The following is a 14,472-nucleotide window of genomic DNA, read 5'->3' as shown; positions in this document are numbered from 1 at the left end:
CTCGGGGCTGCGCCGTGCGGTGGTGCGGCGGGGTCGGAGCTCAGGTCGGCTCGGACGTGGTCGGGTCGACTCGCGCGCCGGCCAGGGCGCCGACCGCGCCCAGGCAGAAGCGCAGGATCGTCGCGACGACGGCGTCCCGCGCCTCGGTGGGGACCGTTCCGTCGGACGCGGTCGGCCCGCCGCCCGCGAGCGGGGAGAGCGGACCGGTGAGCGACTCGCCGATCGCGCCGACGAGGGCGGTCGCGACGACCGCGACGTCCTGGTCGGGGATCTCCCCCGTGTCGACGCCGGCGCGCACGACCTCCGCGAACGTCTCCGCGTACGCGCGCCGGTACTCCAGGCGCGCGGCGTCCACGGCCGGGTCGACCGGCTCCAGCAGCAACGCCCACGCGAGCGTCGGGCCGCGCAGCGCGCGCCGCGCGAACGTGTCGACGGCGCGGCCGAGGCGCGCGACGGTCGTCCCGCCGGGCGGGTCGTCCGCACGTGCCGACGCAGCGGCCCGCACCGCCTCGAGCTCGACGTCGGCCGCCTGCCGGAACACGGCCACGAGCAGGTCGGCCTTGGTGGGGAAGTAGGAGTAGACGCCGCCGGTGCTGACCCCGGCGCGCGCGGCGAGCGCCTGCACGCTCGCGCCCGCGAAGCCGTGCTCGGCGACGATCGCGCGCGCCGCGTCGAGCAGCGCCTCGCGCTTGCGCTCACGGGCGGCCCGCGTGGCGGGCGTCTCGCGGTAGGGCACGGTTCCTCCGTCGTCGTCGAGGGTGCACCGCACCGTCGCGGCTTCCCATCAAGAATTGAATCATGGTTCAATCCATCACGGTACCGGCTCCGGCCGGGCCGCCGAGACGGCGTCGAGGGTGACGCCGGCACGACGTCGAGGAGGACGACATGCACCTGGCCAGCATGCTGGAGAGCACGGCACGCAAGGTCCCCGCGAAGGAGGCGCTCGTGCTAAGCGAGCGCCGGCTCACGTACGCCGAGCTGGACGACGCCGCGCGCCGCGCCGCCGCGGTGTTCCGCGACGCCGGGGTGCGCCCCGGCGACCGCGTCACCGTGATGACGTTCAACACCCCCGGCTTCGTCGTCGCGGCGTTCGGGCTGTGGCGCGCGGGCGCCGTGCTCGTCCCCGTCAACCACAAGCTCCAGGCGCCGGAGGTCGCGCGACTCGTCGCGCACGGCGGCGCCGCGCTGGGCGTGGCCGACGCCTCGCTCGCACCCGTCGTCACGGCCGCGGCGCCCGCGGTCCGGTGGCTGTGGACGGAGGCGGACGCCGTCGGGCCGGACGCAGGGTCGACGGACGAGCGTGACGACTTCGACCGCCTCGTCGCGGCGGCGACGCCGTGGGACGGCGTCCCGCCCGACCAGGACACCATCGCCCAGGTGCTCTACACGTCCGGCACGACGGCGGCCCCCAAGGGCTGCGAGCACACCCACCGCGGGCTGAGCTCGGTCGCGGCGTACACGACGGCCGCCGTCGGGCTGCGCGCGGACGACCGCTTCCTCCTCGCCATGCCGATCTGGCACGCGTCGCCGCTCAACAACTGGTTCCTGTCGATGGTGTTCCTCGGCGGGACGACGGTGCTGCTGCGCGAGTACCACCCGATCGAGATGCTGCGGACGGTCGCCGCGGAGCGCACGACCGCCTTCTTCGGCGCGCCCATCGCGTACGTCGCGCCGCTCCAGGTCGCGGCCGCGCAGGGCATCGACCTCTCGACGTTCGACCTGTCGAGCGCGCGGCTGTGGCTCGCCGGTGGCGCGCCCGTCGGCGCCGACACCGTGCGGGCGATCCGCGCCGCCTACCCGGGCGAGCTGCACCAGGTCTACGGCATGAGCGAGATGGGGCCGGTCGGCACCGCGCTCGGCCCGGCCGACCAGGAGCGCAAGGCCGGCTCGATCGGCCACGCGGGGATGCCCGGCGTGGACGTGCGCGTCGTCGACCTCGACGGGAACGACGTCGGCCCGGGCGGCACCGGCGAGATCTGGCTGCGGTCGGACACCCGGATGGTCGGCTACCTCGACGACCCCGAGGCGACCGAGGCCGTGCTCGTCGGCGACTGGTACCGCACCGGCGACGTCGTGCGCGTCGACGAGGACGGGTACCTCTTCATCGTCGACCGGCTCAAGGACGTCATCATCACGGGCGGCGAGAACGTCTACTCCCAGGAGGTCGAGGAGGCGCTGCGCGGGTCGCCCGAGGTCGCCGACGTCGCCGTCGTCGGCCGCCCGCACGCCGACTGGGGCGAGACGGTCGTCGCGTTCGTCGTCCCCGCGCCGGGCGCCGAGCCGACGCTCGACTCGCTGCGCGCGTTCCTCGCCGACCGGCTCGCGCGCTACAAGGTGCCGCGCGACGTCGTGCTCGTCACCGAGCTCCCCCGCAACCCGTCCGGCAAGCTCACCAAGCACGTGCTGCGCTCGCGGGTCCGGGAGGGGGCGCCCGCCGTCTGACACGCTCAGGGGCGCGCGTGCTCGAAGATCACGGTCGTGCTGGTCCCCGCGACCTCGGGCCGGACGCTGAGCGTCTTGGAGACCAGGTCGCGCAGGGCGTCGGAGTCGGCGACGGCGACGTGCAGGAGGAAGTCGCGGTCGCCGGTGACGAAGAAGACGCCCTCGACGTCGGGCAGCGTGAGCAGGTAGTCGCGGAACGCCTCGAGGCCCTTGCGCGCCCCTGCCTGGAGCCGGATCGCGATGAGCGCCTCGAGCCCGCGGCCGAGCGCGGCCGGGTCGACGTCGGCCCGGAAGCCGCGGATCACGCCGCGGTCCACGAGGGCACGCACGCGCGCGTGGCACGTCGACGCGGCGATGCCGACGCGGGCGGCGATGGCCGCGTTCGTGGCGCGCGCGTCCGTGGCGAGGACGTCGAGGATGCGGCGGTCGACGTCGTCCAGGACGGTGGGTCGAAGATCCTTCGGCACGAGGAGCCTCCTCCGGCGGTCAGACGAAGGTGAGGTCGATCGACGCCACGCACGACGACGATCCTTCGGCACATCTTGCCGCACGCCGAAGGATCCACCACGCTGGAGTCGTGCGACACCATCCCGTCGCACGCCAGCCACGCGCCCGCCTCGCCACCCGCGAGGCGGGCGTCGGTCGAAGGAGCCCGGCGTGAGCACGACCCCCCGTACCCGTCCCCGCACCCGCGACGCGCGGTCCGCGTCGCCCGGCCGCGCCCCCCGCACGGCGGTCGTCGTCGGCGCCGGCATGGTGGGCCTCGCCACCGCCTGGCACCTGCAGGAGCAGGGCGTCGAGGTCACCGTCGTCGACCGGGAGGGGGTCGCCGCCGGGTCGTCGTGGGGCAACGCCGGGTGGCTCACGCCCGGCATGGCGATGCCGCTCGCCGACCCGTCCCTGTGGACGTACGGGCCGCGCGCCCTCCTCGACCCCGCCGCTCCCCTGCACGTCCCGCTGCGGTTCGACCCGCGCCTGTGGACGTTCTTCGCGCGCTTCATGGCGCACGCGACGCAGACCCGCTGGGACCGCGCGATGGCGGCCCTCACCCCCATCGACCGCGTCGCGCTCGACGCGTTCGACGAGCTCGCCGCGGGCGGCAGCCTCGGGCACGGCGTCGCGGCCGGCACCACGCCCGGGCCGTTCACCGTCGCGTTCGAGCACGCGCGCGAGACGCGGCCGTTCCTGCGCGAGCTCGAGCACGTCGCCGCCGCCGGGCAGACCGTCCCCGTCCGGCGCGTCGAGGCCGGCGAGCGCGCGCACCAGCTCACCGAGCGCGTCTCCACGGTCTACGCGCTCGAAGGCCAGCGCTTCCTCGAGCCGGGACCGTTCGTCCACGCCCTCGCCGACTCCGTGCGCGCCCGTGGCGGCACGATCCTCACCGGGCTCGAGGTGCTCGACGTCGAGCCCGGCCGCCTCGGCGCGTGCGTCTTCGCGCGCGCCGTGCACCCCGACGCCGCCCGGCACCCCGCGCTCGTGGGCGCCGGGGCGAGCGACGGGTCCGGGGTCACCGACGGCGTCGGGCCGGACGCCGGGGCGCCGAGCCGGGCCGGCTCTCCCGCCGACCGCGAGGAGGGCGTCGTGCTGCGCGGCGACGCCGTCGTGCTCGCGACCGGCGCGTGGCTGCCGACGCTGGCGGCGCCGCTCGGCGTGCGCACGCGCGTGCAGGCCGGACGCGGCTACTCGTTCACCGTGAAGACCGACGAGCCCGTCGAGACACCGATCTACCTCCCCGCGCGCCGTGTGGCGTGCACCCCCTACCAGGGGCGGTTCCGCGTCGCGGGGACCATGGAGTTCCGCGGCCCCGACGAGCCGCTCCAGCCGCGCCGGATCGAGGCCATCCTCGCGTCCGTGCGACACCTGTTCCAGGGCGTCGACCTCGACGACCGGCACGACGAGTGGGTCGGCTCGCGCCCCGTCACGCCCGACGGCCTGCCGCTCGTCGGCGCGACGCGCACGCGCGGCGTCTACGTCGCGGGCGGCCACGGCATGTGGGGCATGGTGCTCGGGCCCGCGACCGGCCGGGCGCTCGCCCGCCTCGTGACGACCGGCGAGACGCCCGACGAGATCCGCGCGTTCGACCCGCTGCGCTGAGCCTGGCGGCGGGCGCCCTCGGACGGCTCCCGGGTCCGGGCCGGCCCAGCGCGGCCGAAAGACCCTGTCGGGCGGGGACGCCGCCAGCGTGGTCGTCATGACCGTGCGGGAGGAGCACCGGGCCGCGCTGCGCGCGCTCGACGGCGAGCCGGCCGCGGTGCGCGCGCACCTCACCGCGGGGTCGGGGCTGCCGGGCCCGCGCGCGAACCTCGAGCTCGACCGCACGTCCTGACCGGGCGCCGGGAGCCGCCCCGGCGACGGCGGCACAGAGGCTGTGCCCGAGGGGTCTTGCGTCGCGTCGCGGGCGCCTATATGTTTAACCGAAATACTAATCGGCACGAGGGAGTCCGATGAGCAGCACGACCGAACCGACGACGAGGATGGCCGAGCTGGCGGCCACGGACGAGGACCTCCGCAGCCTGCTCTCCGGCGGGTGGCTGCGCTACCGCACGTCGCCCGCGCTGCAGGAGCTGACCCGCCACGCGCACGCGACGTGCGCCCGGATCGGGCGCGTGTACTTCGAGGACGTCGACGAGGCGCGCCGCCTCTTCCACCGGCTCGTCCCCGGCGCCGAGGAAGGGATCGACTTCCGCCCGCCGCTGACGATCGACTACGGCGACCGGCTGCTCATCGGCGCGCGGACCTTCATCAACGCCGACTTCATGGTCATCGGTGGCGGCCTCGTCACGATCGGCCCGGACTGCCTCATCGGCCCGCGCTGCTCGATCTACACGCCGAACCACGCCGAGGACGTCGTCCGCCGCCACGAGGGGTGGGAGCGTCCCGAGCCCGTCACGATCGGGCGCAACGTGTGGATCGGCGGCTCGGTCACCATCACGCCCGGCGTGACGATCGGCGACGACAGCATCATCGGTGCCGGGTCCGTGGTCACGCGGGACATCCCCGCGGGCGTCGTCGCGGTGGGGAACCCGTGCCGACCCCTCCGCGAGATCGCGACCGCCGCCGAGGACACCACCTCCCGCTGAACCGCACCCCGTGCCGGGGCGACGACGCCCCGGTGCGCACGACGAACGCAGTCCCCCCGAACAGCCGGCGCTCGGCGCCGGCGGAGAGCAGGAGCCATGCAGTGTGCAGAGTGCGGGACCACCCCCCGCGACGGCCGGGTCGCGACGGCCGTGTGCAGCGAGTGCGGCGCGGCCACGTGCACGGAGCACACCCACGAGGTGAGGATCCGGATCCCCGCCACCTCCGTGGGAAACCCGGTGGCGCGGACGGCACGACGCCTGCGGTGCAGCGAGTGCACCCGCCTGGCCGAGCCGCTGGAGCAGGTTCGGCGGTAGCCGCGCGGCGCTCCGCCTCGGGGTCCTCGGCCCTCCTACCTCCCTGGAGAGCACGACGCTCGGGCCCCGCACGATCCACTTCCGTGCGGGGCCCGAGCGACGTCGCGGCGACCGTCAGCCGGTCAGCCGCAGTCGAGCGCGTCGTACGCGACGTCGTACCGGCCGTCGCGCCCGTCCGTCGACGCGGTCACCGTGACGGAGCCCGCCTCGAGACGGGCCGCGCGCGTCGAGAACGACTGGTAGCCCGAGCGCTCGGGCGCGACCGCGGCGAAGTCGCGGGTGCCGTACGCCGTGACGACGTCGAGGTCGACCGCGGACGGCTCCTCGTTCGTCGCACGCACGGCGAGGTACGCGGTGCCCGCCAGGCAGCGTGGCTGCACCTGGACCTCCACCGCGACGCCCGGCGAGGACTCCCCGTTGCTCACGTCGAGCACGAGCGGCGCCAGGGCGAGCGTGTCCAGGTTCGGCGCCCAGCCCGTGGCGTTGCCCAGCGTCAGGGCACCGTCGTCGGTGGTCAGGTCCAGGGCCACCGTGTGGGTCCAGAAGCCCTTCCACGAGTAGTTGTGCCGGAAGGCGCCGCGCGTGGTGCCGCCCCCGGCCTCGCTCACGTCGAGGAAGCGCGTGATGACGTCGGTGTTGTACGCGTGCCCGGTGTTCTTCTCCGCGTTCGCGTACCGCACCACGAGGTCGTACTGGCCCGCGCCCACGCCCTCGGCCCGCGGCCACACCGCGACGCTCTGCTCGCTGCCGCCCAGCCAGGAGACCTGCCGCCCCGACACGTCGGTCGGCTGCGCCACCGACTCGATGCGCGCACCGCCCGAGAGCTGGAGCACGTCCTCGGCCTCGACCGTCTCGACCGTCTCGTCGGACGCGGCCGCTCGCGTGGTCGTCAGCGAGCCGAGCGAGATGCCGCCCGGCGCGGTGACCGCGAGCTCCGTGATCCCCTGCGCGAGGTGCACCCGCGCCGTCGAGGTGCGCGCACCGGCGGCGTCGGCCTCGAGGCCCACGACCTCGCGACCGTTGAGACGCAGGCCGACCGTGGTCGGCGCGTCCGCGGAGTAGTCGAGCGTGACGTCGTAGTACCCCGTCTCGCGCGCGGCCACGTAGAACGTCGCCGTGCCCTCGCCGCCGACGTGCACGCGCCCGGCCTCGCCGGCGTCGTAGGAGACGGACGCGCCCTCCAGGCGGGCGAGGTTCGCCGGGTAGGTCGTCGTGTCCGGACCGTCCACGCGCTCGAGGTCGAACCGGTCGAGCGTGACGTTCGCCCCGGGCAGCACGGTCGACCCGTCGGCGCTCGCACGCACCGACAGCTCGCGCGCACCCGCCTCGAGCTCGACCAGGACCTCCGCCTTGCCGCGGTAGGAGTCCGAGAACCCGGCCTCGTAGCGGATCGTGCCCGCCGCAGCGCCGTCGACGAACAGCGCGTGCGAACCCGGCCCCACGTTCGGGCCGTTCACCCCCGCGATGACGCCCAGGCGGTAGGTACCCGTCGTCGGGACGTCGACCGTCCACGACGCCGACGCCCCCGCCGTCGTGAACCCGCGCACGTCCTTGGCGCCCGAGGCCGCGAACGTCCACGCGTCACCGGCCGGCCGGTCCACGACCGTCAGCCCCGACAGCCGGGTCGACTCCGCCTCCACGCGCTGCCTCCACGTCGTGTCCGCCACGGGCGCCTCGTCGAGGGCCGGCGTCACCACGACCTGGTAGGCCGAGTGGCGGTCGTCGTTCGGGACGACGACCTGCACCGCGCCGTCGACCACCGGCGCGCGCTCGGCCACCACGACCGGCGGCGCCAGTGCCTCGCCCTCCTGCCCGGTGAACTCCGCCCGGCGCACCTGGACGTCGACCTCGTCGCCGAAGACCTCCGTGTCGACCCCCGACACGTCGACGCGGACGTCCTTCGAGCCACCGCCGAAGAGCACCGTCGCCTGGCGCTTCTCGGCGTCCAGGGCGGCGAGCCCCTGCAGCGTGTCGACCTTGTTCAGCGCCGGCGGGGTGAGCTCCACGGTCTCCCCCGTGAGGTCGCCGTACCACTTGAGCAGCCACCACGCGCCGTTCGCGCCGTTGTTCTTGGCCATGTTGTCGTTGAGGTTGCCCGCGAACGTCCAGTACGCCGTCTGGGCGTCGACCTTCTCGTCCTCGAACATCGAGATCCACTGCACCAGCTGACCGGGCACGCCCATGTCGCGGCGCATCGCGTACTCCGTGATGTTCACGGGCAGCGGGCCGACCCCGACCTCCTGCTCGATCCGACGGAACTCGGCGAGGTGCGAGCGGAAGGTCGCAAGGTTCTCGACACCGAGCTCGTGCCAGGTCCACATGTCCGGCAGGACGTCGTTGGCCTTGGCGTAGGTGAGGATCTGGCGGGTGCTCGTCCCGTGCCACCACGCGTCACCGGGGCCGGCGATCCTCGCCTCCGGGTAGACCTCCTTGATGGTCTCGTAGGCGGCCTTCCAGTCCGCGAGGAACGTGTCCCGCATGACGTTCCAGTCGCCGTACCAGTTGATGCCGTCGGGCTCGTTGAACGGCGTGAAGACGTACCGCTCGGGGTGGTCGGACTCCTCGACGATGCTCGTCACGACGGTGCGGACGATGTCGAGGTAGGTGTCGAAGTCCTCGGGACGCTTGCCGCCGTTGTAGGGCCAGTCGGGGTAGTAGTCCTGGATGTTCACCATCAGGTACTCGCCCCCGTTCTCGAAGAGCGAGCGCTCGACGTCGAGCGGGTCCCCGTTGGGGTGCTGCGCGCCGTGCGGTGCCTTCTGGGTGACGTTGGTCGGCCGGGCCCCCGCGATGATCGGGTCGGTGGGCACGCCGTCGTCACCCAGCCCGTAGAGCATGCCCGAGGCTCCGCCCTGCACCGCGCCCGTCGACGCGGCCAGGTCGACGGCCAGGACCTCCACGTCCTCCGCGGCCGCCGCACCGGGCAGCACGGTCACCGCGCCGGTCGCCACGACCACGGACGCGGTCAACCCTGCCGTGAGCCGGCGGAGCATCCTGCGCCCGCCGTCCGCTCTCCTGCCGTGCATCTGTCCACACTCCTTCGTGCTGTCGGGAAGCGGGGCGCCCGGGACGACCGCCCCGCCGGCGGGGTGCGACGACGCCGCACCCCGCCGTCGTGCTGGTGCTCAGTCCGCGAGGACCGCGTTGATCTGCTCGTTGGCCTCGGTCAGCGACGACGCGTCCTTGTTCCCGAGCGCGATGTCCTCGAAGGCGACCGACGCGATCGCGTTCACCTCGCCGGCCCGGACGGTGATCGGCGGGAGGAACGTGCGCCCCTCCTCGCGGTAGCTGAAGAACGCCGAGACGTCCCAGCCCTTCGCGTCGAAGGCCGCCAGCGCCTTGTCGGCGGAGCCGGGGATCGCGGGGAACACGACGGCGTGCTCGGCGACGAGGTCCTGGCACGCGCTGGACCCGAGGAACTTGACCCACTCCCAGGCCGCGTCCTGCTTCTTCGACGACGCGCTGATCGAGTCGGCGACGCCGTTGAAGACCGAGGCACGCTCACCCGTCGGCCCGACCGGCCCGGGCGCGATCCCGACCTCGACGCCCTCGAGCGCCTTGAAGGTCCCCGTCGCCCAGGAGCCGTTGGTCCCCATGGCGACCTTGCCCGAACCCACCTGGGTGAGCGTCTCCTCGGAGAAGACGCCGGCGGCGGGGGCGTAGCCCTTGTCCGCGAGCCCGTAGAACCAGTCGACCGCCTTCTGGAACTCCGGGTCGTCGAAGTTGTAGCGCGTGCCCCACGGGTTCTCGTCGAGGTAGTCCCAGTCGAGCGACCCCGTGAAGTTGGCCCACTGCATCTGGCCCGTCTCCTCGAAGTTCGGGTTGATGCCCAGGCCGTAGACCGCGACGTTCGACTTGTCGAACCCGGCCTCGTCGCCGCGCACGCCGTTCGCGTCCACCGTCAGGTGCGCGACGATCTGCTCGAACGTGCCGCCGTCGTCGGGGTTCCAGTCGGCGGCCCACAGGTCCTCCGCCGTGTAGCCGGCGTCGGCGACCAGCGCCTCGTTGTAGAAGAAGGCGGTCGTGTCCCAGTCCTTCGGCAGGCCGTAGAGCGAGCCGTCGGCGTACCGCCACGGGTCGACGAGGCCCTCGGCGTAGACCGACGTGTCCACCGAGTCCTCCTCCACGAGGTCGTCGAGCGCGACGATCTGGCCCTGCGCCGCGAACTCGCCGTACTTCGACAGGTGGTCGACGAAGACGTCCGGGCCGGAGCCGCCCACGAAGGAGGCGGTGAGCTTCGTCCAGTAGTCGTCCCAGGCGAACTGCTCGATCTTGATCGTGATGTCCGGGTTCTGCTCCGTGAACGCGGCCGCGCACTCCTGGTAGGCGGGCACCTGGTTCGAGTCCCAGAGCCAGTACGAGATCTGCTCGCCCGACCCTCCCGAGCCGGAGCCGCCTCCCGACGAGCACGCACCGAGGGCCAGGACCAGGCATCCCGCCACCGCGACGTGGACAGACTTTCGCATCGTTGTTCCCTTTCGCAGACATCCGCGTCGATGGTGCGGAATGGTTGTCGGGTCCGACGGCCGCCGGCCCGTGCCCCCCTGGTGCCGAGCGGCTACTTGATCCCGGTGAAGCCGATCGAGTTGACGATCCTCTTCGCGAAGGCGAGGAAGAGCAGGAGCATCGGCAGCGCTGCGAGCAGCGTCGCCGCCATGAGCCCCGCCCAGTCCGGGGACGCCTGGGGGGACTGCGCCCGGAAGATCCCGAGCGCGAGGGTCAGGACTCGTGAGTCGTCGGACTGGCTCACGAGCAGGGGCCACAGGTAGTCGTTCCAGGCCGTGATGTACGTGAGGACCGCGAGCGTGACCACGGCGGGCGACGCCATGGGCAGCACGATGGTGAAGAACGTCCGGAACCGGCCCGCGCCGTCGAGCTTCGCCGCCTCCTCGATCTCGAAGCTGATCCCGGCGAAGAACTGGCGGAGGAAGAACACCGCGAACGGCGTCATGAGCATCGTGGGGAGCGCGATGCCGGGCAGCGTGTCCAGCAGACCGAGGTCGCGCACGAGCAGGAAGTTCGGCAGCAGCGTGAAGATGGTCGGGACCATCAGGCCGGCGAGGAACACCGCGTACACGGCGTCGCGTCCCGGCCAGCGCAGCCGCGCGAACGCGTACGCCGCCATCGCCGAGAAGAACACCTGGCACACGGTGACGAGCGTCGCGACCACGACGGAGTTCAGCAGGTAGCGCGGGAAGTCCATCGAGGCGCCGGACCCGCCGTCCGCGAGCGACTCCTGCGCGGTGGCGAGCCCGAGCGCACGGCGGAAGCCCTCCCCGCTGAGCCCCACGGGCAGCGGGTCGGCCGCTCCTCCCGGCAGCGCGGCGTTCGTGGACAACGCGGTGCGGAGCATCCAGTAGAACGGGAAGAGCGTCACGACCAGGAGGAGCGCGAGCACGACCCAGCCGAGGACCCGGCCCGGGGTGGTGCGGCGGCGCCGGCGGGGTCCCGGCTCGGGGCGGGCTGGTCCGGTCGGCGTGGCGACGGGAGCAGGAGCTGTGGTGGTCATCGGTACCTCACGCCATGTCGTTCTGGTTCGCCCGGGTGAGCCGGAACTGGACGACCGCGATCGCGGCGAGCACCACGAGCAGCGCGACCGACATGGCCGACGCGTACCCGAAGTCGTACCCGCGGCTGAAGGCGACCTCGTAGATGTAGTACTGGATGACGTTCGACGCGTTCGCCGGCCCGCCCTGGGTCGCGACGGAGACGGTGTCGAACACCTGGAACGAGCCGATCATCGTCACGATGAGCACGAGGCCCAGGTACGGGCGCAGGAGCGGCATCGTGATCGACCGGAACATGCGCAGCTCGGACGCGCCGTCGACGCGGCCCGCCTCGTAGAGGTTCTCGGGGATCGTCTGGAGGCCCGCGAACAGCAGGAGCGCCGTGTAGCCGAGGTGGCGCCACACGTTGACGAGGGCGATCGTCGGGATCACGAGGGACTGGTCGCCGAAGAACATGACGCGGTCGCCGCCGAGCGACTCGACCAGCTCGTTGACGAAGCCGAGCTGATAGTCGAGCAGCATGAGGAAGAGCATCGCCGCCACGACGTTGGACACGAGGTACGGCGTGAGGATGATGCCGCGGACCACCAGGGACCGCGTGAGCCGGTGCATGAGCACCGCCACCACCACCGCGAGCACCGTCTGGAGGCCGATGTTGAGCAGCACGTACCAGACGGTCACCTTGAAGGCGTTCCAGAAGACCGGGTCCGCGACCATCCGCTGGTAGTTCTCGAGCCTCACGAACCCGCCGGTGTTGAAGGCGGTCGAGTCGGTGAAGCTCAGCCAGATCCCCCGGAGCGCCGGCCACAGGAAGAACACGACGAACCCGATCCCGGCGGGCAGCACGAACAGCAGGGCCGCCGGCAGGTTCCGCAGCTCCTGCGACCGCCGTCGCGCCGCCGGAGGGGCGGCCCCCGGCCGCGCCCCCGTCACCTGCGTGGTCATCGCTCCACCTCCACGTGGATCAGCACCGCCTGGTCCGGGTCGAGCGCGGGGACGCTCAGCCCGACGGACCCGAGGGCCGCTCCGCTCAGCCGGAGCCCGCTCGCCCACCACGCGGGCACCGAGCGCGGGTCGCCCCCGCGGACCACCGGCGGCCCCGACGGGCGGACGAGGTAGGTCGCGTCGGGGTCGAGACCGGGGAGCTGCACCCGCCCCGCGGGCCACGTCACGTGGCGCTCGCGCAGCGTGAGCCCGTACAGCGCCTCGGTACGGTCCGGGCTCACCGCGCCGTGCAGCCACAGGTCGCCGCCCTCCAGCGACCGGCGCACGACCCGGCCCGTGTGCACGAGGTGGCGCACCTGCTTGTAGTGCTCCACCCAGTCGGCGAGCTCGCGCCGCTCCGCCTCGGTGGCCTCCGAGAGGTCCCACTCGATCCCGAAGTGGCCGAAGAGCGCCGTGGCCGCGCGGAACGACAGGTCGAGCCGGCGCCCGGTCGTGTGGGCCCGGTCGGCCCCCACGTGGCTGCCGACCAGCTCGGGCGGGAGGAGCTGCGCCGTCCAGCGCTGGATCTGCTGTCGCTCGTGGGCGTCGATGCAGTCCGACGCCCACACCCGGTCGGTCCGCTCGAGGATCTCGAGGTCGACGCGCGCTCCGCCGGACGAGCAGGACTCGATCTCGAGCCCCGGGCACCGTTCGCGGACCTCGTCGAGGAGGCGGTAGGTCGCGAGCGTCTGCTCGTGGACGCCGGCACGACCGGTGCGCGTCGAGCCCGCGTCGACGAGGTCGCGGTTGTGGTCCCACTTGATGAAGTCGACGCCGTGCTCGCGGACGATCGCGACGATGCTCGACAGCACGTGCTCGTACGCGCCCGGGTGCGAGAGGTCGAGCACCTGCTGGTGCCGCGCCTCGACGGGGAGCCGTCCGTCGACCTGGAGGATCCACTCGGGGTGCCGCCTCGCGAGGTCGGAGTCCAGGTTCACCATCTCGGGCTCGAACCAGAGGCCGAACTCCATCCCGCGCCCCTTGACGTGCCGGACGAGGTCGGCGAAGCGCCCGTCTCCCCAGACGTCGTCGGACACGGTCCAGTCGCCGAGGCCCGTGGCGTCGTCCCGACGCCCGCCGAACCACCCGTCGTCGAGGACGAACCGCTCGGTCCCCACCTCGGCGGCGAGGTCGGCGAGCTCCTTGAGACGGTCGAGGTCGTGGTCGAAGTAGACGGCCTCCCACACGTTCATGACGACCGGCCGCGGGGTGCGCGGGTGCCCGGGACGTGCGCGGAGGTGGTCGTGGAACCGCGCGGCGAGCGCGTCGAGACCGTCCGCGTGGCTCGCGTAGAGCCAGGGGCCCGTGTACGACTCCTCCGGGGCGAGCTCGACCTCGCCGGGGAGCAGCAGCTCGCCACCGAGGAGGAGCCGGCGCCCGTCGAAGGTCCGCTCGGCGGCGACGACGTGGTTGCCGCTGAAGGCCACGTGGATGCCCCACGTCTCCCCGGCCTCGAAACCGAACCCCGGCTCCCCCGCGACCAGCACGGTCGCGGCGTCCGCGCCGGTCCGGCCGTGCCGGCCCTCGCGGACGTGGGAGCCGACGACGAAGGCGGACCGCTGCGGGACCCGCTCCTTGGCCCAGCGCCCGGCGAGATCGAGGAGCTCGTCCGCCGTCGTGGGGACCGGCAGGGCGAGCTGCAGCCCGTGGAGCGCGTAGGGCCGGGTGGCGACGTTGGTGACCCGGCCGCGGAGGCGGAGCAGCCCCGAGGGCAGCATCTCCAGCTCCAGCCCGAGGCGCAGCCCTGCGTCCGCGTCGTGCGCCTCGACGACGACCGCGCCGCCGTGCCGACGCTGGTCGACGTCGATCCGGACCGGCCGGAACCGCGGCGACCAGGCCGCTCCCGCGCGGTGCCCCGAGAGGCCCGGCGTGCCCGTCCAGCCGGTCCAGGACTCCGGCAGCAGGGAGACGCGGACGCCCTGGTCGACCCCGTTCGTGGCGAGCACGGGACTGGTCGCCCGCTCGAGGGCCTCGAGGTCCTGCCGGCTCTCGCCGATGTCGGAGCCCCAGTGCAGGACCTCGGGGAGACCGTCCTCGGGGAGCAGCAGGACGACGGCCGCACCCGCCGCCGACAGACGCACCACCCGGGGCCAGACACGGGTCCCGCCCGCGTCCCGGACGTCCTCGGCCATCGTTGTGCTCAC

General features: G+C 73.4%; 11 protein-coding genes. 4 read left to right on the top strand and 7 right to left on the bottom strand.

Features of this window, described 5'->3' with window-relative positions; genetic code table 11:
- Window positions 1-40: 40 nt before the first annotated feature.
- On the bottom strand, window positions 41-736 hold the full coding sequence (locus JN535_RS01360) for a TetR/AcrR family transcriptional regulator (protein WP_205201274.1): 696 nt from the start codon (window positions 734-736) through the stop codon (window positions 41-43).
- 149 nt (window positions 737-885) lie between these two features.
- On the opposite strand from JN535_RS01360, the gene JN535_RS01355 reads away from it, so the two are divergent.
- Window positions 886-2,442, top strand: coding sequence for a class I adenylate-forming enzyme family protein (locus tag JN535_RS01355; RefSeq protein ID WP_205201272.1), 1,557 nt, complete (start codon window positions 886-888; stop codon window positions 2,440-2,442).
- 5 nt (window positions 2,443-2,447) lie between these two features.
- On the opposite strand, the gene JN535_RS20500 is transcribed toward JN535_RS01355, so the two are convergent.
- Entirely contained in the window at window positions 2,448-2,909 is a 462-nt protein-coding gene (locus JN535_RS20500) for an Lrp/AsnC family transcriptional regulator (protein WP_307868054.1), read from the bottom strand.
- Between the two features lie 190 nt (window positions 2,910-3,099).
- On the opposite strand from JN535_RS20500, the gene JN535_RS01345 reads away from it, so the two are divergent.
- The 3 genes from JN535_RS01345 (at window position 3,100) to JN535_RS01340 (ending at window position 5,522) form a co-directional block, all read left to right on the top strand.
- Window positions 3,100-4,536, top strand: coding sequence for an NAD(P)/FAD-dependent oxidoreductase (locus JN535_RS01345; RefSeq protein WP_205203180.1), 1,437 nt, complete (start codon window positions 3,100-3,102; stop codon window positions 4,534-4,536).
- Between the two features lie 97 nt (window positions 4,537-4,633).
- A complete protein-coding gene (locus JN535_RS21105; protein WP_275892125.1) occupies window positions 4,634-4,768 on the top strand; it encodes a hypothetical protein in 135 nt (44 codons plus the stop codon).
- A 118-nt stretch (window positions 4,769-4,886) separates the two neighbouring features.
- Window positions 4,887-5,522 (top strand): sugar O-acetyltransferase, encoded by a 636-nt coding sequence (locus tag JN535_RS01340; protein WP_205201270.1) that lies wholly within the window; start codon window positions 4,887-4,889, stop codon window positions 5,520-5,522.
- A gap of 437 nt (window positions 5,523-5,959) precedes the next feature.
- Here the strand turns inward: JN535_RS01340 and JN535_RS01335 are convergent, their stop codons facing one another.
- The 5 genes from JN535_RS01335 to JN535_RS01315 all read right to left on the bottom strand — a co-directional run bounded on the left by JN535_RS01335 (window position 5,960) and on the right by JN535_RS01315 (window position 14,460).
- Window positions 5,960-8,863 (bottom strand): hypothetical protein, encoded by a 2,904-nt coding sequence (locus JN535_RS01335; RefSeq protein ID WP_205201268.1) that lies wholly within the window; start codon window positions 8,861-8,863, stop codon window positions 5,960-5,962.
- Window positions 8,864-8,962: 99 nt separating this feature from the next.
- Entirely contained in the window at window positions 8,963-10,303 is a 1,341-nt protein-coding gene (locus JN535_RS01330) for an ABC transporter substrate-binding protein (protein ID WP_205201266.1), read from the bottom strand.
- Window positions 10,304-10,395: 92 nt separating this feature from the next.
- Complete coding sequence (locus tag JN535_RS01325) at window positions 10,396-11,346, bottom strand: carbohydrate ABC transporter permease (protein ID WP_205201264.1); 951 nt, start codon at window positions 11,344-11,346, stop codon at window positions 10,396-10,398.
- 7 nt (window positions 11,347-11,353) lie between these two features.
- A complete protein-coding gene (locus JN535_RS01320; protein WP_205201262.1) occupies window positions 11,354-12,289 on the bottom strand; it encodes a carbohydrate ABC transporter permease in 936 nt (311 codons plus the stop codon).
- Window positions 12,286-14,460, bottom strand: coding sequence for an alpha-galactosidase (locus tag JN535_RS01315; protein ID WP_205202906.1), 2,175 nt, complete (start codon window positions 14,458-14,460; stop codon window positions 12,286-12,288). Before JN535_RS01315 ends, JN535_RS01320 begins: the two co-directional genes overlap by 4 nt.
- Window positions 14,461-14,472 lie beyond the last annotated feature (12 nt).

Source organism: Cellulosimicrobium cellulans (assembly GCF_016921195.1).
In the GTDB taxonomy this organism is placed as follows: domain Bacteria; phylum Actinomycetota; class Actinomycetes; order Actinomycetales; family Cellulomonadaceae; genus Cellulosimicrobium; species Cellulosimicrobium cellulans_F.
The sequence above is the reverse complement of the archived record's forward strand: the minus strand, read 5'-3'. Positions and strand labels throughout refer to the sequence as shown.

Excerpts from the sequence above, each read along its gene's own strand:
- JN535_RS01320 (WP_205201262.1), bottom strand. The coding sequence starts at position 12,289 with ATGACCACGCAGGTGACGGGGGCGCGGCCGGGGGCCGCCCCTCCGGCG.
- JN535_RS21105 (WP_275892125.1), top strand. The coding sequence starts at position 4,634 with ATGACCGTGCGGGAGGAGCACCGGGCCGCGCTGCGCGCGCTCGACGGC.
- JN535_RS01325 (WP_205201264.1), bottom strand. The coding sequence starts at position 11,346 with ATGACCACCACAGCTCCTGCTCCCGTCGCCACGCCGACCGGACCAGCC.
- JN535_RS01355 (WP_205201272.1), top strand. The coding sequence starts at position 886 with ATGCACCTGGCCAGCATGCTGGAGAGCACGGCACGCAAGGTCCCCGCG.
- JN535_RS01340 (WP_205201270.1), top strand. The coding sequence starts at position 4,887 with ATGAGCAGCACGACCGAACCGACGACGAGGATGGCCGAGCTGGCGGCC.
- JN535_RS01330 (WP_205201266.1), bottom strand. The coding sequence starts at position 10,303 with ATGCGAAAGTCTGTCCACGTCGCGGTGGCGGGATGCCTGGTCCTGGCC.
- JN535_RS01315 (WP_205202906.1), bottom strand. The coding sequence starts at position 14,460 with ATGGCCGAGGACGTCCGGGACGCGGGCGGGACCCGTGTCTGGCCCCGG.
- JN535_RS01335 (WP_205201268.1), bottom strand. The coding sequence starts at position 8,863 with ATGCACGGCAGGAGAGCGGACGGCGGGCGCAGGATGCTCCGCCGGCTC.